General features: G+C 58.9%; 16 protein-coding genes. 8 read left to right on the top strand and 8 right to left on the bottom strand.

The features are described 5' to 3' along the window. Window positions 1–434: 434 nt before the first annotated feature. Genes C2U54_RS16915 through C2U54_RS16905 form a run of 3 tightly spaced genes read right to left on the bottom strand, consistent with a single transcriptional unit; the run spans window position 435 to window position 6926 of the window. Entirely contained in the window at window positions 435–2597 is a 2163-nt protein-coding gene (locus C2U54_RS16915) for a virulence factor SrfC family protein (protein ID WP_103179700.1), read from the bottom strand. Further along, the gene (locus C2U54_RS16910; RefSeq protein ID WP_103181085.1) at window positions 2594–5575 is read right to left on the bottom strand and encodes a virulence factor SrfB; all 2982 of its coding nucleotides are present in this window, start codon (window positions 5573–5575) and stop codon (window positions 2594–2596) included. The genes C2U54_RS16915 and C2U54_RS16910 overlap by 4 nt, the downstream gene beginning before the upstream one ends. Window positions 5576–5579: 4 nt before the next feature. Then, complete coding sequence (locus tag C2U54_RS16905; RefSeq protein ID WP_103179699.1) at window positions 5580–6926, bottom strand: SrfA family protein; 1347 nt, start codon at window positions 6924–6926, stop codon at window positions 5580–5582. 281 nt (window positions 6927–7207) lie between these two features. Here C2U54_RS16905 and C2U54_RS16900 point away from each other — a divergent pair, with 281 nt between their 5' ends. Then, the gene (locus C2U54_RS16900) at window positions 7208–8806 is read left to right on the top strand and encodes an ABC transporter substrate-binding protein (protein WP_103179698.1); all 1599 of its coding nucleotides are present in this window, start codon (window positions 7208–7210) and stop codon (window positions 8804–8806) included. A gap of 98 nt (window positions 8807–8904) precedes the next feature. Next, on the top strand, window positions 8905–9138 hold the full coding sequence (locus tag C2U54_RS16895) for a DUF2526 family protein (protein ID WP_103179697.1): 234 nt from the start codon (window positions 8905–8907) through the stop codon (window positions 9136–9138). Between the two features lies 1 nt (window position 9139). Here C2U54_RS16895 and C2U54_RS16890 read toward each other — a convergent pair whose 3' ends face one another. Together C2U54_RS16890 and C2U54_RS16885 are read right to left on the bottom strand one after the other, a co-directional pair. Beyond that, window positions 9140–9589 carry a DMT family transporter gene (locus tag C2U54_RS16890; protein ID WP_103179696.1) on the bottom strand — a complete coding sequence of 150 codons (450 nt, stop codon included), beginning with the start codon at window positions 9587–9589 and terminating at the stop codon, window positions 9140–9142. Continuing rightward, entirely contained in the window at window positions 9586–10104 is a 519-nt protein-coding gene (locus tag C2U54_RS16885) for a GNAT family N-acetyltransferase (protein WP_103179695.1), read from the bottom strand. The genes C2U54_RS16890 and C2U54_RS16885 overlap by 4 nt, the downstream gene beginning before the upstream one ends. A gap of 150 nt (window positions 10105–10254) precedes the next feature. On the opposite strand from C2U54_RS16885, the gene C2U54_RS16880 reads away from it, so the two are divergent. The 4 genes from C2U54_RS16880 to C2U54_RS16865 all read left to right on the top strand — a co-directional run bounded on the left by C2U54_RS16880 (window position 10255) and on the right by C2U54_RS16865 (window position 14580). Continuing rightward, window positions 10255–10830 (top strand): helix-turn-helix domain-containing protein, encoded by a 576-nt coding sequence (locus C2U54_RS16880; RefSeq protein ID WP_103179694.1) that lies wholly within the window; start codon window positions 10255–10257, stop codon window positions 10828–10830. Window positions 10831–10895: 65 nt separating this feature from the next. Further along, window positions 10896–11936: an NADP-dependent oxidoreductase gene (locus tag C2U54_RS16875; protein WP_103179693.1), complete on the top strand. Its 1041-nt coding sequence runs from the start codon at window positions 10896–10898 to the stop codon at window positions 11934–11936. A 255-nt stretch (window positions 11937–12191) separates the two neighbouring features. Further along, window positions 12192–12860, top strand: a complete 669-nt coding sequence (locus C2U54_RS16870) for a GntR family transcriptional regulator (RefSeq protein ID WP_103179692.1) — start codon at window positions 12192–12194, stop codon at window positions 12858–12860. Between the two features lie 181 nt (window positions 12861–13041). Next, the gene (locus C2U54_RS16865) at window positions 13042–14580 is read left to right on the top strand and encodes a methyl-accepting chemotaxis protein (protein ID WP_103179691.1); all 1539 of its coding nucleotides are present in this window, start codon (window positions 13042–13044) and stop codon (window positions 14578–14580) included. A gap of 34 nt (window positions 14581–14614) precedes the next feature. On the opposite strand, the gene pqqU is transcribed toward C2U54_RS16865, so the two are convergent. Beyond that, window positions 14615–16729 (bottom strand): TonB-dependent receptor PqqU, encoded by a 2115-nt coding sequence (gene pqqU, locus C2U54_RS16860; protein WP_103179690.1) that lies wholly within the window; start codon window positions 16727–16729, stop codon window positions 14615–14617. 264 nt (window positions 16730–16993) lie between these two features. On the opposite strand from pqqU, the gene yncE reads away from it, so the two are divergent. Continuing rightward, window positions 16994–18055, top strand: coding sequence for a 7-bladed beta-propeller protein YncE (gene yncE, locus C2U54_RS16855; RefSeq protein WP_103179689.1), 1062 nt, complete (start codon window positions 16994–16996; stop codon window positions 18053–18055). A gap of 415 nt (window positions 18056–18470) precedes the next feature. On the opposite strand, the gene C2U54_RS16845 is transcribed toward yncE, so the two are convergent. Then, window positions 18471–19070: a TetR/AcrR family transcriptional regulator gene (locus C2U54_RS16845; protein WP_103179687.1), complete on the bottom strand. Its 600-nt coding sequence runs from the start codon at window positions 19068–19070 to the stop codon at window positions 18471–18473. A gap of 127 nt (window positions 19071–19197) precedes the next feature. Between C2U54_RS16845 and C2U54_RS16840 the strand changes: the two genes are divergently transcribed. Continuing rightward, window positions 19198–19599 carry a RidA family protein gene (locus tag C2U54_RS16840; RefSeq protein WP_103179686.1) on the top strand — a complete coding sequence of 134 codons (402 nt, stop codon included), beginning with the start codon at window positions 19198–19200 and terminating at the stop codon, window positions 19597–19599. 54 nt (window positions 19600–19653) lie between these two features. Here C2U54_RS16840 and ansP read toward each other — a convergent pair whose 3' ends face one another. After that, complete coding sequence (gene ansP, locus C2U54_RS16835; RefSeq protein WP_103179685.1) at window positions 19654–21150, bottom strand: L-asparagine permease; 1497 nt, start codon at window positions 21148–21150, stop codon at window positions 19654–19656. Window positions 21151–21281: the final 131 nt, after the last annotated feature.

Below are 21281 nucleotides of genomic sequence, written 5' to 3'. Positions count from 1 at the left end.
AAGATCTGCAACGCTCTGCGATCGGCATGGGTAATATCATGCGGCTGCTCTCCCAGACGGGTTAAGCGTGGCGCAGGGCTGTTAACCACAGTTTGTAGGCCGGGCAAACGCAGTGCCGCCCGGCGCAACACTGCCGGGTGGCGGCTTCGCCTTACCCGGCCTAAAAAACCCGACCCGAAAGCCTGAAGGAATAAGCTGAGGGCCACCGCGAAGCGGCGATTTTCTTGCCGGGAGCCGGGATTGTTAAGGGGGCGGCGATAGCCCCCTTAACACGTTCACGAGTGACGTGGTTTACAGAGAAGCAAGGAAAGTATGGTGAACGGAACCACCGCCACTGCCGCATATTCCCCTCAGCCCACCGAGAGAATGGTGGATTAGAGGGGGTACAGACCGCTCCTGTGCCGAGTCTTACCGGCTAAGGTTCTTGCACCGTATCAGGCGAGCAAGGCCTGCAACGCTCTGCGATCGTCATGGGTAATATCATGCGGATGCTGATACCCGATGTTATCAATCGCCTGGGTATAGAGTGCCACCAGCCAGTCATAGACATAGGCCGTGGCCGCATGCACCGGCTGCTCCCCCAGGCGGGTCAAGCGTGGCGCAGTGCTGTTAACCACAGGCGTGACAAACACCGGCTGCCCTTTGCGGATGCGGCTGGCCGGGCGGGCGGAAGCCGGGGTCTGAGCGTAGCCGACCCATCCCACAAAATTGCCGAGTGCGGCATGCAGCTGTGCAGCGCTGCTTTTATCGGTATCAACAATCTTTTTCAGCTGCGCCAGCAGATTCAGACGGTAGCTGGCAATCACCAGCACATCGCCAATCTGCTGCAGGATCGCGGTATCCAGCCCCAGACGGCTGGCGACGGCTTCATCCCGGCTCCACTGGCGCAGATGGTTGATCCACACCTGATGGGCCAGACGGGCTTTGTCCGTCGGCTGCAACATTTCATCGCTATCCTGGGCGCTGTCGGCAAACAGGTCGATGGTATCGGTAAACAGGCCGTTAACCTGCTCTTCGCGCGGCTGCTGCACGGCGAGCAGCGTTTCAAAGGCGCGCAGCGGCGGGAGTAATCCCTCCAGCAGCTCGCCGTGACGGGCGGCGCTCCCCTGCAGGGCACGCACCATCGCTTCGGCGGTGCCGCGCTGGGCGTCAGGATCCTGAGTCAGCGGGGCCAGATACCCCCGCATCAGCTGATGCAGTTCCCGCTGATGCTGCTGGCGTAACCCCTGCAAACGCGTCTCACGCTGGGCGGGCAGCGTCGCATGGGATAACCACTCAATCACCCGCTGCATACTGCTGCTGTCCAGCGCCTGCAACGTTCCCCAGTGCTGACCGGGTTTGCCGAGCAGCTGCTGCACCGCTTCGTCGAGGTTGGAACGGCGGGTAAAGCGCGCATCCTGGGGCGTAATCGCCCACACCAGCCCTGGCAGGGCGGCATCGTCGCCCGGCTGGGTCGCTTTCACCCAGTTAAGCAACATTTTCGCGGTGCGGGCGGTCTGGCCGTGATGGGCAGTGGCATTGCAGATCACCAGGACATCCGGCTGCAGCTGCTGGCGATAGTGCTCCAGCAGCCACTGCAGTTTCGCCTGGGCCAGCGGTGAATCGGGCTGCGCTGACGGGGCCGGAATATCAATAATATCCACTCCGGCCAGCGCGCTATTTTCTACCGGCAGGATCAGCTCCCGGGTGAGCAGGGCCAGCACGTCCAGCGGGATGCTGATGGCGTTAAGCAGCTCGCCGTTGTGCAGCGGGTGCAGTACCGCCTGCTGAACCTCGGGCAGGGCGATATCACCCCGGGTGAGGAACCCTTCGGTCGGCAGGCCAAAATTATCCACCAGCAGGCTCAGCGGCGCGGCCAGCGCCTGGGCGTGGCTGGTCTGGTGCAGAATGTGCGCCAGCTTGAGCCACTGCTGGGTCAGCTCCTGCTGTTCGCCCCACAGTAAGGACCAGACGCTTGCGCGGGTACTCAGATCCAGCGACGGCAGCAGCAGGGCAAACTGATGCCACAGGGCATCGTCCATTTGCTGGGCTGCGGCGGGCACCGTGTCGCGCCAGTAGCGGGCGATGGTGCCGACGTCGGCGGCGGTGATACCCGGTACGCTCTGAGGCTGGCGCAGGGCGCGCCATTTCTCCAGACGCGCCTCAATAACGGATTTATCCACCGCCGGGAGCGTGGCGCGGGCCAAGAACACCTGCACCAGTTCAGCTTCGGTGAGCAGGCTCAGGCGCAGCGGAAACGCGTCATCGGCCACCTCCGTTGCGGTGGGGGTAAAGCGCAACGCCATGTTGGTCAGGGCGTGGCCGGGATTGATGTGCGAAAAGTAGTCAAAGGTTCGCTGGCCGACAATCACGTTCATTCGCTGATTGTCGCTGCCGCACAGGGTGACGAGCAGGTGGGCTTTCGCCGCCTGGGAGTGACCATATAACCCGATGGTGCTCCCGGCGCTCAGCGCCCGCTGAATAGCCTTTTCCCGCGCGTCGGCCACCGCCAGTCTCGCCAGCAGGGCATCGGCGTCATTGTCGAGGAGCGGGGCGTGCTGACGCGTTGCGTTGATCCACCCGATTAATGCCTGAGTCGTGGTCGTCGTGGCTCTCATTTCAGGTATACGCTCCCGCTGTCGATCCAGTAATGGCTACCGCTGTGTCGGCGATCGGCCAGAGTATTCAGTTTAAAAGTCAGGGCATCGGCCGGCACCGGCGTACCGTCCTGTAGCCAGGCATCGCTCAGCTCAAAGGCTTCCGGGCCATCCTGTTTATTACCGCCGCACAGCTTCAGGCGCACGTTAAGCACCCCGTCTCCGGCAATGGATTTCGCCAGTTCCGCCGAGTTAATGCTCAGGGTATAGAGCGGGGTGGCAGGCCAGCGGGCGTTCGCCAGCTGACGGAAGCCCAGCGTCACATTGCCGCGCAGCGGGAAGTGCAGGCGGGTATCCAGCTTCGCCCCCGGCTTGTCGAGGTCGATATCCTGATACCAGACGTTCTCCTCGCGCAGGGTATTTACCGTGTTATCCAGTACCCCGAGGTAGCGCACCGTGGAGTAAGCGCCGATATCGGCCGCCTTAAAGTTAAAGCGCGGCAGGCGCAGATCCAGCGCCAGGCTACAGAGCATCGCCCCAACCGCCGCGGTGGATTTCGGATTGCCGATGCGCCCCTGCTGGCTGAACGGATACCACTCATGTACCCGGTATTTGTCCAGCCACACCATCCGGCTGACTGGCACCGGCTGCAGATGGCGGATCAGCGCCTGAACGCCAGGCAGACAGCCCGGACGCCCGGTGATCAGCAGAATATCGCAGGCGTAGTGGGAGATTGCCTCTGCCACCGCATGCAGCGGTGCTGCCAGGGTAAAGTGTCCGGCCAGCATCGCGTCCTGCATTTCGCGGAAATTAACGTGCAGCGGGACGGCAAACAGGTCGAACGGTGCCGACCCGGCTGGCAGGGCGTGCTCGATGGCCTGTTGCAGGTAGTTCATCACGTTGCGCGTCGGCTTGCGGGTCAGCAGATCGCCAAAGGTGGCGTGCAGTCCGTCGAGGGGATCGTCAACGTCGCTGGCTTCCCAGGCGGCGAGGATCGCATGACCAATCGGCATAAACAGCTGTAAAGCCGTCTGCTGGCGCAGCACCGCCTGGGTGTCGATGCGCCCGGAGTCGCCAAACAGCGAGGCCATCAGCAGAGACGCGTCGGCAATGCCCGATTTCTGCAGCTGGGTTTGCAGGGCGGGCAGCACGTAGCGCTGGATCACATCCAGCAGCGTGTCATCCCCTGCGATCTTAAAGCCTTCGCGGAACAGCAGCTGCGGGGTGATCTTGACGTTACTGCCCGAACCGTCGTCGAGCTGGTAATGGGTGATGGCCATATCGGTGGTGCCACCGCCGATATCAATCGAGGCGACGCGCAGGGCCCGGCCCGGCTGACAGCCCGGCTCCGGCTCGCGATCCGGGCGGGCAAGGGCGGCGAAAAAGGCTTCGGTCTGACCGTTGTAATGGGAGATGGCCTCGTTATAGAGCCACACTAACTGGCCGCAGCTGGCCTCATCCCACTCCATCTGGATTTCCGGCACCGGCACCACGCTCTTCTCCTGCTGTTTACGGCTGGAGAAGTCCTCATCCTGCGGGTGCCAGCCCATCGCTTTCCAGACGATGGCGATGGCTTCAAACATACGGCGGCGGAATATCTCGCGCTCCTGCTTCGGCATGGCCGACGGCAGGGTGAGGATCAGGGTGCGCAGCTGGCGCGGTGACGCCGGGAAGCCCAGACGCAGACGGGTGGCGACGCTGTTGATCTGCCCCAGCGCCTGCGCCAGCAGCTCGCAGAGCATGTGGGTCATCAGGGTGCTGCGGCTGTATTGCGGGGAGAAGACCGGCAGACGTTCATCCTGCGGTAGGGTGAACAGCGGCTGGCCGTCATCGTTCATCAGGTTCATCAGCGGGAAGGCGGTCGCCAGCGGTTCGCGCTGGGTTTTGCCGTTCATCTGGCTGAAACGCCAGTCCTGTACCACCGGGGTTTCATCCCACAGATAGCGGCGCGGGCTGGAGATACCGCTGTTGCCTTCGGTGCCCAGCCGCTGGGTCGCCAGCTTGCGCGCCTCGTCGCCGACGCGCACGATAGAGGGCCAGACAAAGGCGTCTTCGCGGCCGCTCTCCACCGAGAAGTGCTGCTTGCCGAAGCGGGCTTCGGAAAACTCCAGGCGGCTGGTAAACAGCGGTTCGTTGAGGAACTGCGGCTCGCTTAACGAGCGCACCTGTAGCTCGGCGGTCTGGCGCAGTCCGTCGTTGGCGTCGCCATGATCTTCAATGATCACCCCGCAGGTATGGGTGTTGCCGACATCGAGGATCAGATCCACCGGGATAGCCGGGGTGCTGAGGGTGTGGGTAACAAATTTGACTTCCGGCACCGTGAGCTGTTCCCCCAGCATCGCCAGAATGTTCAGCCAGTGCGCCTGGTATTCAAAATTGCGCATCGCCAGCTGTAAATCGCGCTCGGCGCGGTTCTCCACGCCGGTGGCGTACTGGGTGAAGGCTTCCCGCAGCCAGCCGTCAATCCAGGTCTGGTCGAGGAAGTTCGCCACCTCGTCGTCGCGCCAGGCCAGCGCGAAACGGGTGCCGTTGAGAATGTCGTTCTCCACCGGTGAAAGGGCGCTGGTGGCGTGGGCGGCGATCTGGCTGTCCAGCGCCAGGGTCACGCGGTGGCTGTTTCCGGCGTTGTCCGGGGTCTCCAGCTTACGCACCTGCACGCGGGCCCAGTTGTCCGGGCCTTCAACGAAGGTGCGCGGTGGGTTAAAGCGCAGGAACGGCACCGGCAGCCAGACACCGTCGAGCACCGCCAGCGACTGCTGAAGCGGAATGGTGCTTTCGGGTTTCACCACTTCTGGCTGTCCGCCGTTGGTGGCGGGCAGGGTATAGCGGCCATTCACCAGATCAAAATCGAGGCGCAGCAGGGGGCCGTTGGCGGTTTTACGCACAAACCGCCCGCACTGGGCGGAGTCCTGCGGCGTCAGGCCAAAATCAAGAAACTGTACGCCGCTGTTCGCAATCAGCGTGACGCTCTGTTTGTAGTCGCAAAGGTTTACCAGCATAGGATCACGCACCTGCCTTCCTGAATGTCAATGGAACCACGGTCTTCGCGTCGTAGCGCGCGCTGCATTCCGCCACATCACTGGTGCCGGCCTTACAGGTAATTTCCGGCATCGGGTAGCGCGAGCCGTCAGCGCAGCGGGCATGGCCCCGGGTTTTGATCAGCAGCTCGCCGTTGCTGTGCAGCCCGGAGAAGACCTCCACGCGGCAGACCACGTTGTCGCCGTGCACCACGCGGGCAGTGCCTTTGTTGTTCTGGATTTGATAGCGCAGTGAAGGCGGCTTGCCGGTGATCGGATCGGTGACATCCAGCATGACCCGCCAGCTACCGTTGAGAAAACGGGTTGAACCGGCTTTCACCTGCCCGGCGTCCATGACCAGCGCATCTTTCGGGATGGCGGCAATCACCACCGGTTCCGCAGGGGCTGGCTCTTCGGCTTTAACGACCACCACTTCAGCCTGATGCAGCGGCAGATTCAGTGGCAGAGGCTCAACCGCGGCAACGGGTTTGGGCTCAATCGCCACCGGGGCAGCAACAGCGGTTTTGACCGGCTCGGCGACAGGTGCCTGTTTCGGCCACAGCAGCGGGGCGGCAACGGCGGCCACCACCACGGCGGCAACCGGCAGCGGCCACAGCGGAACGCGACGTTTTTTCGCCTGCACCACCGGCGCGGCAGGCTCCGGTTTTGGCTCTGGCTCGCTGGCGCTCATTACCGGCGCGGACTGCGCTTCGTAGAGGTCATTGGCGGTGATCTTCACCGTCGCCGGGGCGGCAACCAGCGGTTCATCGGCTTTTTCGAAAACGATGGCCGGGGCCGTTTCAGGCTCGGGGTCGGGCTTAGCCACCGGCGCGGGCATCGGGTCCGGCAGCAGCGAGGCGCGCAGGCAGTCGAGAATATCCTCCCGCGCGTTTTCATTGAGGTTCACAAAACCCCAGAAGGTGATCACCGGCTTGCCATCAACCAGGAAGAGGAAGTTTTCACCGGGGAACTGAAATGCTTTGGAAAGCAGGGAACCAAACAGCTGCTGGGCGGTTTTTGGCGACTGAAGCGATTTTTTGCTCAGGGATTCGACACTCGACAGGGTGCCTTCCAGCAGGCGCAGCGCCCGAAAACGCGCATCTTCATCGGCGGCTTTCCAGCTTTTAACGGCGCCCTCAACCGGTGAGTACCAGTCCACCCGGTCGCCCTCGTCATTGACCTGCGGAATGGCAAGGCAATCGACAATGGCTTGCTGTTTGCGCAGACGCAGCGCCTCACGGATTTGCAATGCTGATTCAAAAACGGCCTGTCCGCCGCCGCCAACGGCCTGAAAATCATCCAGATTGCCGCTGCGTAAAAGGGTTTTTGCCACGATTTGGTCCCATAGACTTTTTCACGCGTCTACTTTACGAAATCTGCCGGCAAACAAACGGCAGAAGAGACGGCAAAAGGGGCGATTTCTTGCAGCATTGCGGCGGTCGAAAGTGCTTGACGTTGAATGTACCTTAAGGCAAATCACCGTCTGGCGATTGGCGGGAAAATCAGCGGAAATAACTGCTTTAGAATAACCTGATAGTGTTTCGTTATTTGCCTGCGGACAGGTGCTGTGCTGTTATTATCGTTCTATATAATAAAACCAAACAGGTAATTAACATGTCTACAGGGAAAACTCTCCTTGCGCTGGCGTTAAGCGCATTACTGCCAGCGGGTGCCGCATGGGCGGCCAATAACGATACCATTATCTACTGCTCTGAAGCGTCACCGGAGTCGTTTAACCCGCAGATCGCCAGCTCCGGCCCGAGCTTCGTTGCCAGCTCACAGGTGCTCTATAACCGCCTGATTAACTTCGATCCGGTCAAAAATACCCCGGTGCCTTCACTGGCTGAATCCTGGACCATCTCGCCGGATGGCAAAACCTATACTTTTACTCTGCGCAAAGGGGTGAAGTTCAACAGCAACAAATTCTTTAAACCGACCCGCGATTTTAACGCCGATGACGTTATTTTCTCGGTAATGCGTCAGAAAGACCCTAACCATCCATACCACAACGTCTCTCAGGGCAACTACGAATACTTTAACGACGTCGGCCTGGATAAGCTGATCCAGGAGGTGAAGAAGATCGACGACAACCACGTGCAGTTTGTGCTGAGCGAACCGAACGCCGCCTTCCTCGCCGACTGGGGGATGGACTTCGCCTCGATCCTGTCGGCGGAATATGCCGACGCGATGCTGAAAAAAGGCACCCCGGAAAATGTCGATACCTGGCCGATCGGCACCGGACCGTACGTGCTCCAGCAGTATAAGGTTGACTCCCTTATCCGCTATATCGCCAATCCGAACTACTGGGATGGCGCGGTGCCAACCAAACACCTGATCTTCTCCATCACCCCGAACGTCGAAACCCGCCTCGCCAAGCTGCAAACCAACGAGTGCCAGATTATTCCTGCCCCATCGCCGGTGCAGTTTGAGGTGATCAAGAAGAACAAAGACCTGACCCTGCACAGCGTCGATGCGCTGAACGTCGGCTATCTGGCGTTTAACACCGAGAAAAAACCGTTTGATAACGTGCTGGTGCGCCAGGCCCTGAACTACGCTACCGACAAAAAGGCCATTATCAACGCGGTATTTATGGGCTCCGGCACGGTGGCAAAATCGCCGATCCCGCCGAATATGATGGGCTTTAATAAAGATGTGCAGGACTACAGCTACGATCCGGAAAAAGCGAAAGCGCTGCTGAAACAGGCGGGGCTGGAGCAGGGCGCGGAAGTGACCCTCTGGTCGATGCCGGTACAACGCCCTTACAACCCAAACTCGCGCCGCATTGCGGAGATGATCCAGAGCGACTGGGCGAAGGTGGGTGTTAAAGCGAAAATCGTCTCCTATGAGTGGGGCGAATACCTCTCCGGCATGCGTAAAGGCGAGCACGACAGCGCCCTGTTTGGCTGGATGTCGGATAACGGCGACCCGGATAACTTTGCCGACGTGCTGCTGGGGTGCGACAGCATCAAAACCGGCTCCAATGCTGCACGCTGGTGCGACAAGGGCTATGATGACCTGGTGCAGAAGGCGAAGCTCACCAGCGATCCCGGCGCGCGTGCGAAGCTCTACAGCCAGGCGCAGGAGATCTTCTATCAGCAGGCACCGTGGATTGCGCTGGCCAACGGCAAAACCTTCTTTGCTACCCGCAGCAACATTAGCGGATACAGCGTGAGCCTGATGGGAAGTGATTTCTCGAAGGCGAAAGTAAACTGACAGAGCGCCCGGTGGCGGCTGCGCCTTACCCGGCCTGCTTATGGCACCCGTAGGCCCGGCAAGCGTAGCGCCGCCGGGCAAGCTGAGAAGGAGTGACAATGTCACATTTAGAGGATGTTACCGCCCGCGTTGACGCGACGATAGCCGAAAGCGTGATTGCGCATATGAATGAACTGCTGATCGAGCTTAGCGAGGATAGCGAGTTAACCCGTGAAGATCGCTATACCCAGCAGCAGCGCCTGCGTAACGCCATCGCCCGCCACGGTAAACAGTATAAAGAGGACCAGGAGGCCCGCCATGACAGCCTGACCAAAGGCGGCGTGATCCTCTGATTCAGAACTGGCGTCTGGCCACCAGCCAGGCGCCAACCACCAGCAGCACCGCGCCGCATACCGGGCCGATCAGGGCCTTGAGCGGCACCCCCTGGCTGCGCACCACATCCATCACCAGACCCCCGATTAACTGGCTGGCAACCAGCACGGCGATGGTCGTCGCGGCCCCGACATACTGATAGCCGCTGATGCTGGCGAAGACAAAAAATGAGCCCAGCAGGCCGGGAATTAAGGTCCACCAGCGCACGGTGTGAACCAGCTCGCTGAACCCGGCGACGCCGTTTTTAATCAGCAAAATCGAGACAAACAAGACGATCCCCACCAGCGAGTTGAGCAGCATGGCGATAAGAATAGTGCTTGAGGTCTGGGTGATGCGTACCATCAGGGTGTTCTGCACCACCAACCCAATGCCCGCCGCCACCAGAAATACCAGCGTCAGGGACTGGTTCATCCGATGTTATCCGGTTCGCTGCGCTCATCGAGCTGAAGCTGCATAAAGGTCAGATCCAGCCAGCGGCCAAACTTAGTCCCCACCTGCGGCATCTGGCCAGTGGTGACAAAACCTAACGTCTCATGCAGATGTACAGAGGCATGATTCTGCGCTTCGATCCCGGCCACCATCACATGCTTGCCGATGCGTCGGGCCTCAACAATCAGCTGTTCCATCAGCGCCCGCCCGATGCCTTTGCCCTGATGATCCGGATGCACATACACCGAATGCTCAACCGTATGACGGAACCCGTCAAAGGCGCGCCAGTCGCCGAAAGAGGCATATCCCGTGACCACGCCATCATGCTCGCTGACCAGCACCGGATAGCCCATCAGCTGGCGCGCCTCGAACCAGGCGATGCGGTTATCGGTGTCCACGGTGGTGTCGTTCCAGATGGCGGCGGTATGCAGTACGGCGTGGTTATAGATCTCGCCGATAGCGGCGCAATCCTCTTTAGTGGCGTGACGAATAAGCATCTGAAACCTCGGGGTGTGTTGTTCACTATAGTAGTACGCTATGTCACGATATTACACAAACAGTCGCTGAAAACGCTACGGCATAACACATATCTTTTCGTTATGAGAAATGCCAGTTGTAATCCATTACTTTGTCTATAGTATGGCGTGATGAATATTCTGTCAGACAATATGAATCAACGGATCAGCGCGCGCATTCGGCTTGAACGCGAGTCGCGCGGATGGTCCCTGAGCGAGCTTGCCGAGCGGGCGGGCGTGTCGCGGGCGATGATCCATAAAATCGAACGCGGCGACAGCAGCCCGACCGCCACCTTGCTGGCCCGTCTCTCTGGCGCGTTTGGCATTAGCATGTCGACCCTTATCGCCCGCGCCGAGATGCAGGAGGGCAAGCTGCTGCGCTTTAAAAACCAGCCTGTCTGGCGCGACCCACAAACCCACTATCTGCGTCGACACGTCTCGCCGCGTACCGATCTGCCTATCGACCTGGTGCAGGTTGAATTGCCCGGCAACAGCGATGTACCGATGCCCGCCTCCTCTTATGCCCTTGCGCGCCAGCTTATCTGGCTTCAGTCGGGGGAGCTGGTGTTTCAGGAGGGGGATACCCGCCATGAAATGCGGGCCGGAGATTGTCTGGAGTTAGGCCCGCCGAACGACTGCCGGTTTATAAACGAAAGCGGCGAGCCGTGCGTCTACCTTGTCGTCAGGCTTAACCAGTCCGGCTCATAATGTTAAAGCGGGCAGGGGAAGATGAGGCTAGGCTCTAAGGACGTTTCTATAAAAAGGAGTGAGGTATGAGTCAATCTTCAACGCAAAATCGTCAATGGGTTCTGGCTTCTCGTCCCCATGGTGCCCCCACCGCTGATAACTTTCGTTTAGAAACCACCGACATCCCTCAGCCCGCCGACGGCCAGCTTCTGCTGCGCACGATGTGGCTCTCTCTGGACCCTTATATGCGTGGCCGCATGAGCGATGCGCCATCTTATTCGCCGCCGGTAGAGATCGGTGCCGTAATGGTGGGCGGTACCGTCAGCCGCGTTGAGGCCTCGAACCATCCTGACTATCAGCCGGGTGAATGGGTGCTCGGCTACAGCGGCTGGCAGGAGTATGAACTCTCCGACGGCAACGGGCTGGTGAAACTGGGTGAGAACCCGGAACACCCTTCATGGTCGTTAGGTATTCTGGGCATGCCAGGTTTTACCGCCTACATGGGACTGCTGGATATCGGCCAACCGAAAGCGGGTGAGACGCTGGTAGTGGCCGCGGCGACCGGCCCGGTAGGTTCCACCGTTGGGCAGATTGGCAAGCTGAAAGGTTGCCGGGTGGTAGGCGTTGCCGGTGGGGCGGAGAAGTGCCGTCACGCCACCGAGGTGCTGGGCTTCGACCAGTGCCTGGATCATCACGCGGATGACTTTGCCGAACAGCTTAAACAGGCGTGTCCGCAGGGGATTGATATTTACTACGAAAATGTCGGCGGTAAAGTGTTTGACGCGGTGCTGCCGCTGCTAAATACCGCCGCGCGCGTGCCGGTGTGCGGTCTGGTGAGCGGATATAACGCCACCGACCTGCCGCCAGGGCCGGATCGTCTCGGGTTGCTGATGGGCACCATCCTGAAAAAACGCATCCGCATGCAGGGGTTCATCATCAACCAGGATTACGGCCACCGCATCGAAGAGTTTCAGCAGCAGATGGGGCAGTGGGTCAAAGAGGGCAACATCCACTATCGCGAACAGGTGACGGATGGCCTGGAAAATGCGCCCGATGCGCTGATTGGCCTGCTGGAGGGGAAAAACTTCGGCAAAGTCGTGATACGTGTCGCGAACAATAACGAATAGTACCGGGTATGGCGGATTATTCCGCCATACTAAACTGTGCAAATTCCAAAATAACGTCTTTAATTATACAGGCATAGAATAAACGAAACGCGGTATACAAATCGGGGTCTATTATTTTTTCAATCACACAAAGTTATGATTGAAGGTTATCTTTTGACGTAAATCAGGCATGCGATACAGGATATATCAAATACTCAGCGGTCCTTATTTAACCGTCTGTGAAATATAGTTAAGTGTGGGTAACAGGAATAGAACATGCTGGATTTGGATAATTTAGAAAAAGCTCAACGAATGAGTCTGACGATGCAGGTTGAGGTGAGTCTGAAAAGCGCGCTGATTGCCGGCGCGTTAAAGCCAGGCGCACGGCTCGTCACCAAAGATATTGCGGATAAACTCGGTACCAGTATTACTCCTGTTCGTGAAGCGCTGCTGCGGTTGGTCTCCGCGGGCGCGCTGCACGCGACCCCGGCGCAGGCTTTTCTGGTGCCGGAAGTCAGTTTAGAGCGTTATAGCGAAGTCAATGCCATCCGTAAGGAGCTGGAATGCATGGCTGTCGCGGCGGCATGCAATCAAATGTCCGACGAGAAGTTAGAGACGCTGCGCGATCTTTCAGAAAAATTTCACGAGGCGATGAGCAATGGTGAGGTGGAGCGGGCGCTTCACACCAACCGTGCTTTTCGTTTTACGCTCTATCATTATGCCGATATGCCCACGCTGATGTCGCTTATCGAACAGCTTTGGGTGCGCATAGGGCCTTGCTTCAACTGTCTGTACAATCCAGACATTGTGCTGCCGAGCCGCTCCTATCGTTATGATGAACTGCTTGATGCCCTTGCGAAGGGCGATCAGGAGGCCAGCCGTGCGGCGATTGATAAAGTGATCGACGAAGCGAATGAGATATTAATCAGGCAGTTTGTGAACTAACCGCGCCATAAATAAACGAAGCGGTAATTTCACTAAATATGACCTGTTCTTTTTTCCGGCAGACGTGCTGCTGCCGGAAAGTTTATTTATTAGCCTACTGATAAGACCAGCTTAACTATGAAATAACCCTGACCTCTGCCGATAACCTTAAAAGGCACATTCGCCTTTTAAGGAGCCAGGAATGAGTGTCAGTCAACGATTACGTAATATAAAAATGAGCAGAAAGCTCGCGGCGGGTTTTGGTCTGGTACTGCTGCTGGTTGCAGTATCGACCCTGCTCAGCGTGATGCGCTTTAAAGAAATTCGCGACGTTTACCAGCAAACCAACCTGATCTACAACATTAATATCGAAGTCTTCCAGGCCAAGATCAACCGCCTTAAATTCCTCTATACCGGTGATGAAAAATCTGGCCAGCTGATGGCGAATTATGTCAAACACGCCGTGGAACTGACCGAAGAGGCCCGTGAGCTGGAGTGGACGGCAAAAGAGAAGGCGATCGTTGACGCCATTGCCGGGCACCTGGCCCGTTTTGGCAGCAGCGTGACGGAAATGCAGAGCGCGATGATAGCCTGGAACGCCAACAAAAACGACCCGGCGGCCACCGCGGCGCTGAAAGCTGCGGAAGACAAAGTCAAAACCGCTGGCGACGACAGCAGCGCTTCAATCCGCGAGATCATTGCCCTGGTCAAGACCCATAACGATTCGCTGGCCTACAGCTCAAGTACCATCACCGCTATTATTGGCGTGGCGGCGATCCTCTTCGGCATTCTGGTCTCCTGGTGGGTGACCCGCCAGATCACCCGTCCGGTAAAACAGAACCTGCAATTGGCTGAGCGTATCGCCAGCGGCGATCTCAGCTCCGATATCCACCCGCAAGGAGAAGACGAACTGGGCAAACTGACCGGAGCGATGGGGCGGATGAACGATAAACTGCGCTTGATGATTGGCGAGGTGCGCAGCAGCGTGGCGCAGGTGTCGCTAGCCGCCAGCGAAATTGCCGAAGGAAATACCGATCTCTCCTCGCGCACCGAGCAGCAGGCTGCGGCAGTCGTGCAGACCGCCGCCAGCATGGAGGAGCTCACCGCCACGGTGAAGAACAACGCCGATAACGCCCGTCATGCCAGCCAGCTGGCGGCAGAGGCCTCGCAGACTGCGACCCAGGGCGGACGGGTGATGCGCGACGTGGTCAGCACCATGAGCGATATCAACACCAGCTCGCAAAAAATCGCCGATATCACCGCGGTGATCAACAGCATCGCCTTCCAGACCAATATTCTGGCCCTCAACGCAGCCGTGGAAGCGGCGCGGGCGGGAGAACAGGGGCGGGGCTTTGCAGTGGTGGCCAGCGAAGTACGCAGCCTCTCCCAGCGCAGCTCTCAGGCGGCGAAGGATATCGAGCAGCTGATCAGCGAGTCGGTCTCCCGCATCTCTACCGGCAGCGAGCTGGTGGCGAAAGCCGGGCAGACCATGGAGCAGGTGGTGGATTCCGTCACCCGCGTAAATGACATCATGGGCGAGATCTCTTCGGCTTCGGAAGAGCAGAGCCGTGGTATTGAGCAGATCTCCCGGGCGGTGATGGAGCTGGACACCACTACCCAGCAGAACGCCTCGCTGGTAGGCGCCTCGTCGACGGCGGCAGGAGCGCTGGAAGATCAGGCCCGTCTGCTGGAGTCGCTGGTGGCGGCGTTCCGTCTGGAACAGCGCGCACAGATGGCGTAAAACAAAACCGGCAGCCTGGGCTGCCGGTTTTTTATCACTCGAAGCGATACGAGACGGAAAGGCCCACCCCGTAGTTACGCCCCGGTGCCGGTTCGTAGTAACGCCCGTTTGATTCGTTCACAATCACCGAGCCGACATACTCTTTGTCGAACAGGTTATCCACGCGACCAAAGATGTCCATGCCCCAGTTGCCCATGTTCAGCTTATAGCCGGTGTTCAGACCCACAACGGTATAAGAGGGCGCTTTGGCGGTGTTTTCGTCATCGGCTTCGATGTCGCTCATATAGCGTACATCCGATCCCGCATACCACCCCTCGACCGGCTGCCAGCCAAAGGAGGCATAGCCCATATTGCGGGCAATGCCCGGCATCCGGTTGCCGTTACAGTCGCCATCGCCACAGACGTTGGTGCGGTAGGTGGCATCCAGATAGGTCCACGCCATTTTCAGCTTCCAGTTCTCAGCAAACTGCTGATCCAGAGAGAGCTCCACCCCCTGACGGCGGGTTTTACCGGCGTTCTTGTAGCTGGTGCGGCCGCCCGCGCTGGCGTCAACGACGATCTCATCGTCGGTATCGGTGCGGAAGAGCGCCGCGGTGAACAGACCATTGCCGATCCGCGTTTTGCTCCCCACTTCATAGGTATTGTTGGTCGACGGCTTGAGGCCAAAGTTCAGGCCGCTCTTGTTATCGGAACGGTAGGAGAGCTCGTTGATGGTCGGGGTCTCAAACCCGCGGCCTGCGGCGGCATAGAGGTTCCAGGCGTCGGTCACGCGGTACTTCAGCGCCCCGGCCGGAAGCCATTTGTGGTAGCTGGCCTCGCCGCTGTCGTCGCCATTAGCGCCCTGCACATAGTGGTCGTTCGAGTCGAACCAGACGGAGCTGTAGCGCACGCCCGCATCGAGAGAGAGCTTTTGCGTCAGCTGCCAGTTAGTTTGCAGATAAGGGTCAACGTTCCACATCAGGTTACGTTCATCGCGACGCTTCGCCCCTTTGACGCCGTAGTCCGGCACCCCGTTGTTCATCACGAAGTTTTCGTACCCGCGACGATCTTCGCTCAGGTTTTCGTAGTTCAGGCCGGTGGTAAAGGTCATTGGCACCAGCAGCTCCCCGCGGTGGGTCCAGCGGGTATCGATGCCCTGGTAGTGACGCTGCATGTCGATCACGCCGCCAGCGTGAGTAGGGCGCAGCTGTGGCTGGTACGGGATCGACTGGTACTGGGTCATCTCACGTTCACCGGCGTAGGCCATCACGCTGAGGTCGTCCTGCGCGCTGAGCTGGCGCTCATAGCGCAGGCCGGCCTGGGTCTGCTTGATGGTTTTGCGGGTGTTGTACTGATCGCCGCGCGGCGACTGGCGCGGGTTGTCCCGCCACTCCTGATAGTCCAGCCCGCCGGGATCGTTGGCTTTCATATCCACGCTGTTGAAAATCAGGCTCAGCTTGCTGGCGTCGTCGATGCGCACGCCCAGCTTGGCGTTGGCGAGATTTTTACGCGCCCCGCTGTGGTCGCGATAGCCATGGGTGGTGAAGCGAGTGGTGGAGACGGTGTAATCCACATCCCCCGGCTGGGTGCCGTCGCCCATCGCGCCGGTGGCCTTCAGCCCGTAGCGCCAGCTGCCGTAGCTGCCGTAATAGCTGCTGGCCTCGACGGTGTTCGGCTCACGCCCGGTTTCGGTGGTCATGTTAACCACCCCGCCGGAGGCGTTGCCATAGAGGGCGGAAAACGGCCCGCGCAACACTTCTACGCTCTCAATGCTGTTGAGATCGATATTCGAGGTTTGCCCCTGACCATCCGGCATCGTCGCCGGGATACCGTCCACATAGAGGCGAATGCCGCGCACCCCGAAGGTGGAGCGGGCGCCAAAACCACGGGTTGAAAGCTGCAGATCCTGGGCGTAGTTCTGTCGGTTCTGGATCTGTAATCCCGGCACGCTGCCGAGGGATTCAGAGAGGTTAATCCGCGGGGTCGCATGACGTATATCCTCGCCGTTAACCACGCTGACCGCGGCGGGGGTATCTAACTCAGAGAGCGATTGTGGGGACGCGCTGACGATCATGGTCTGTTCGTCGGCCGCCATCGCCGCGACAGGGGTTAAAACAGCAGGAACCAACAGCAGGGGGAGGGTTGCCCTGCGGGCAGAAAAGATTTTCATGAATTAAAAAACCGCTTAAAAGAAAGACGAACCAAATGGAACATGTGCGGGTATGGTAAATCTTTTGTAAATATTTTGAAAACCAAAACCGCACATAGCGTTAACCCAAGTGTAGGTTAAATCAGCGAATAAGCTTGATGCGATCAAGAATTACTCCACATTGAGATAAATAATGATTACTATTCTCATCCATAATCAGGCGAAGCGATGACTTTGCCAGCCGGAAGCGATGTCAGCGGTACCATTTACTCGAAGGGAGTTGTTATGAATTTACGTCACCTGTGCTCGCCGCGTCTGCGTAGCTCACTGCTGTTGGGGTCTTTGCTGGTAGCCGGTTCTTTTAATGTTCATGCCGCAGAAGAGATGCTGCGTAAAGCGGTGGGTAAAGGCGCATATGAAATGGCCGTCAGCCAGCAGGAAAATGCTCTATGGGTTGCCACCACCCAGAGCCGCAAAATGGATAAAGGTGGGGTGGTCTACCGCCTCGATCCGCTGACGCTGGAAGTGACGCAGGCCATTCATAGCGACCTGAAGCCGTTTGGCGCCACCATCAATAACGCCACCCAGACCCTGTGGTTTGGCAATACCACCAACAGCGCGGTAACGGCTATTGATGCCAAAACCGGTGAAGTGAAGGGCCGTCTGGTGCTTGACGATCGTAAGCGCAGCGAGACCGTGAAACCGCTGCAACCGCGTGAGCTGGTGGCGGATGACACCACGAACACTGTCTATATCACCGGTATCGGCAAAGAGAGCGTGATTTGGGTGGTGGACGGCGAAACGCTGAAGCTGAAAGAGACCATTACCGGCACCGGCAAATTCAGCACCGGCCTGGCGCTGGATGCCCAGGCGAAACGTCTCTACACCACCAACGGCGACGGCGAGCTGGTGACCATCGACACCGCCAGCCATAAAATCATCGAGCGTAAGAAGCTGCAGGACGACGGGAAAGAGCACTTCTACCTGAACCTGAGCCTGGACGTTAAAGGCCAGCGCGCATTCATCACCGATTCTAAGCAGCCGGAAGTGCTGGTTGTCTCCCTGAAAGATGGCAGCATCATCAGCAAGGTGGCAGCCCCGGAATCTCTGGCGGTGCTGTTTAACCCGGCCCGGGACGAAGCCTACGTCACCCACCGTGAAGCGGGCAAGGTGAGCGTGATTGACGCCAAAACCTACAAAGTGACCAAAACGCACGACACGCCGACCTTCCCGAACAGCCTGGCGCTCTCCGCCGACGGCAAAACCCTGTACGTGACGGTGAAGCAGAAGTCGACCCGCCAGCAGGAAGCCACCCAGCCGGATGACGTGATCCGTATCGCGCTGTAAGGTTGGTTATGCCGCCCGATGGATGTTAAACCCCAGGCCCGCGCAAGCGCAGCGCCGCCGGTCAACGAGGACGAGTGCGGTCTTTATGCCGGGTGGCGGCTGCGCCTTACCCGGCCTACCAACAGCCAAACCGTAGGCCCGCGCAAGCGCAGCGCCGCCGGGCAACGAGGACGGGTACGGTCTTTATGCCGGGTGGCGGCTGCGCCTTACCCGGCCTACCAACGGCCAAACCGTAGGCCCGCGCAAGCGCAGCGCCGCCGGGCAACGAGGACGGGCACGGTCTTTATATCGGGTGGCGGCTGCGCCTTACCCGGCCTACCAACAGCCAAACCGTAGGCCCGCGCAAGCGCAGCGCCGCCGGGCAATGAGGACGGGTGCGGTCTTTATGCCGGGTGGCGGCTGCGCCTTACCCGGCCTACGGAGCAGGACGCTGGCACAGGCCGCTTGCCAGGTGCGTAAACACCTTAATAATGTCCGGCAGCGCCTTCTGCGGGTCCTGGCTGGCGGCGATCCACAGCGCGGCATTCATGGCGGCGCTGTTTAACATATAGGCTGCACTGCCCGCATCCACAGGCTTAATCTCACCGCGTTCGAGCATCTTCAGGATGCTCTGGCGCGTGGATTCAAGGCAGCTCAACTGACCGGGCCACTGGGCGGGATCGCCGAGAAAAGCAGGGCCATCAAGCAGCACGATGCGTCGCACCTCCGGATCAAGCGCCATTTTGATATAGGCGATCCCCTCCGCCAGCAGTCTTTCCCAGTCATCTTCCACCCCGGCGGCCTCAGCCTTCGCACGCTGCGCCATATCTCGATCTATCTGGTCGACAACGGCGGCGAGCAGCCCCTTTTTATCACCAAAATTGTGGTACAGCGCCCCGCGGGTAAGGCCAACGCTTGCGGTTAATTCATCCATGGATGCGGCGGCAAAGCCGTTTTCCGCAAAGGCTTTCCGTGCAGCCATCAGCAGTTTTGCACGGTTCTCTTCCATCGTTTCGCTGCGGCGTCTGGCAACCATAAGCTCTCCATTTTTATTTGACATACGCGGCATATGTGATATTAATTTCACATACGCCGCGTATATTAAATCATCTTTACGCGCTGCGCGTTGCCTTTTCCAACGTTAACACAATACAGGATACCTTATGATCCAGCGCGAACCGGTTTTCCCCGCCAACCGTCATGCTCTTTATGAAGCACACGGTTATTCTGCCGCCATCCGTTCCGGCGATTTGCTGTTTGTTTCGGGTCAGGTGGGAAGCCGCGCCGATGGCACCCCCGAGCCCGATTTCGCCGCTCAGGTGCAGCTTGCGTTTGATAATCTGAAAGCGACCCTTGCCGCGGCGGGGTGTACCTTTGACGATCTGATTGATGTGACAACCTTCCACACCGATCCTGAGAATCAGTTCCCAACGATCATGCAGGTCAAACAGGCGATTTTCCCGCAGGCCCCTTATCCGAACTGGACCGCCGTTGGTGTCACCTGGCTTGCCGGATTTGATTTCGAAATTAAGGTCATCGCGCGTATTCCTGCTCCGGTTGCGTAGGCTCCCGGGCAAAAAAAAGGGAAGGCATCTGCCTTCCCTTTTTTATTGAAGCGATTAACGCGCGGTCTCTTCCACCAGCGGAGCGTCATGCTTCTCTTCATCCGGGTGCTTTGGCGCGGTGCTGTGGACCGCATGCACGCGCTTGCGCACACCAAACCAGCCCGCGACCAGCAGAACCGCCAGCAGCGGGATGGTGGCGATGGTGTAGGTGCCGTTCGGGTAGTCGAACGCCATCAGCACCAGCACGCTGAACAGGAACAGCAGGGTCAGCCAGGAGGTGACCGGCGCGCCCGGCATTCTGAAGCTTACCGGGGCGGCGGTACCTTCTTTGATCGCCTTACGCAGACGCATCTGGCACACCACGATAAAGGCCCAGGAGGCGATAATGCCCAGCGCCGCAACGTTTAAGACGATCTCAAAGACCTGGGACGGCACCAGATAGTTCAGGAATACGCCGAAGACGTAGACCACCAGCGTCGCCAGAATGCCCGCATAGGGCACCTGCTGTTTGCTCATTTTCGACATAAACTGCGGCGCAGAGCCGCCCATCGACATGGAGCGCAGAATGCGCCCGGTGGAGTAAAGGCCGGAGTTCAGGCTGGAGAGCGCCGCGGTCAGCACCACGATGTTCATGATGCTGCCCACGTATGGCACGCCGAGCTTCGAGAAGAAGGTCACGAACGGGCTCTGGCCCGCCTGATAGGCGTTCCACGGCAGGAGCAGAACCAGCAGCACCACGGAGCCGACATAGAAGAGGCCGATACGCCAGATCACGCTGTTGATCGCTTTGGGTACCGTTTTCTCCGGCTCTTTACATTCGCCCGCCGCGGTGCCCACCAGTTCAATGGAGGCAAAGGCGAACACCACGCCCTGGACCAGCACCAGGGCAGGCAGCAGGCCGTGCGGGAAGAAGCCGCCGTTATCGGTGATCAGGTGGAAGCCGGTCATGTTGCCATCCAGCGTTTTACCGCTGCCGAGGAACACGGTGCCCACTACCAGGAAGATGACGATCGCCAGCACTTTTACCAGCGCAAACCAGAACTCCATCTCAGCGAACCACTTCACGCCGATCATGTTCATGGTGCCGACAATCGCCAGCGCGCCAAGGGCAAACACCCACTGCGGCACATCGCCAAACGCGCCCCAGTAGTGCATATAGAGGGCCACGGCGGTGATATCCACGATCCCGGTCATCGCCCAGTTTACAAAGTACATCCAGCCCGCCACGTAAGCGGCTTTCTCACCGAGAAACTCGCGAGCGTAAGAGACAAAGCTGCCGCTGGACGGACGGTGTAACACCAGCTCGCCAAGCGCACGCAGAATAAAGAAGGAGAAGATACCGCACACCAGATAGATCAGTGCCAGAGCCGGGCCAGCCATCTGCAGACGTGCGCCTGCACCTAAAAACAGCCCGGTACCGATAGCGCCGCCGATGGCAATCATCTGCACCTGACGGTTGCCCATCGCCTTGTGATAGCCCTCTTCGTGGGCGTTCAACCAGCGACGTTTCGCAGCGTGATGATCGGCTGCGCTTTTATTGCTTGTTTTCATTGAGTTACCTGTTTGCCTGTCTGAATCAAGAACATCGTGTCCATAACCGGCGCTCGGCAATACAAACGATTGCTCTCGCGCGGAAATATTCTGCCTTTCCAGTCATTCTGCGTATGGATAAGGCAAAACAT

Source organism: Leclercia sp. LSNIH1 (assembly GCF_002902985.1).
Classification (GTDB): Bacteria; Pseudomonadota; Gammaproteobacteria; order Enterobacterales; family Enterobacteriaceae; genus Enterobacter.
The sequence above is the reverse complement of the archived record's forward strand: the minus strand, read 5'-3'. Positions and strand labels throughout refer to the sequence as shown.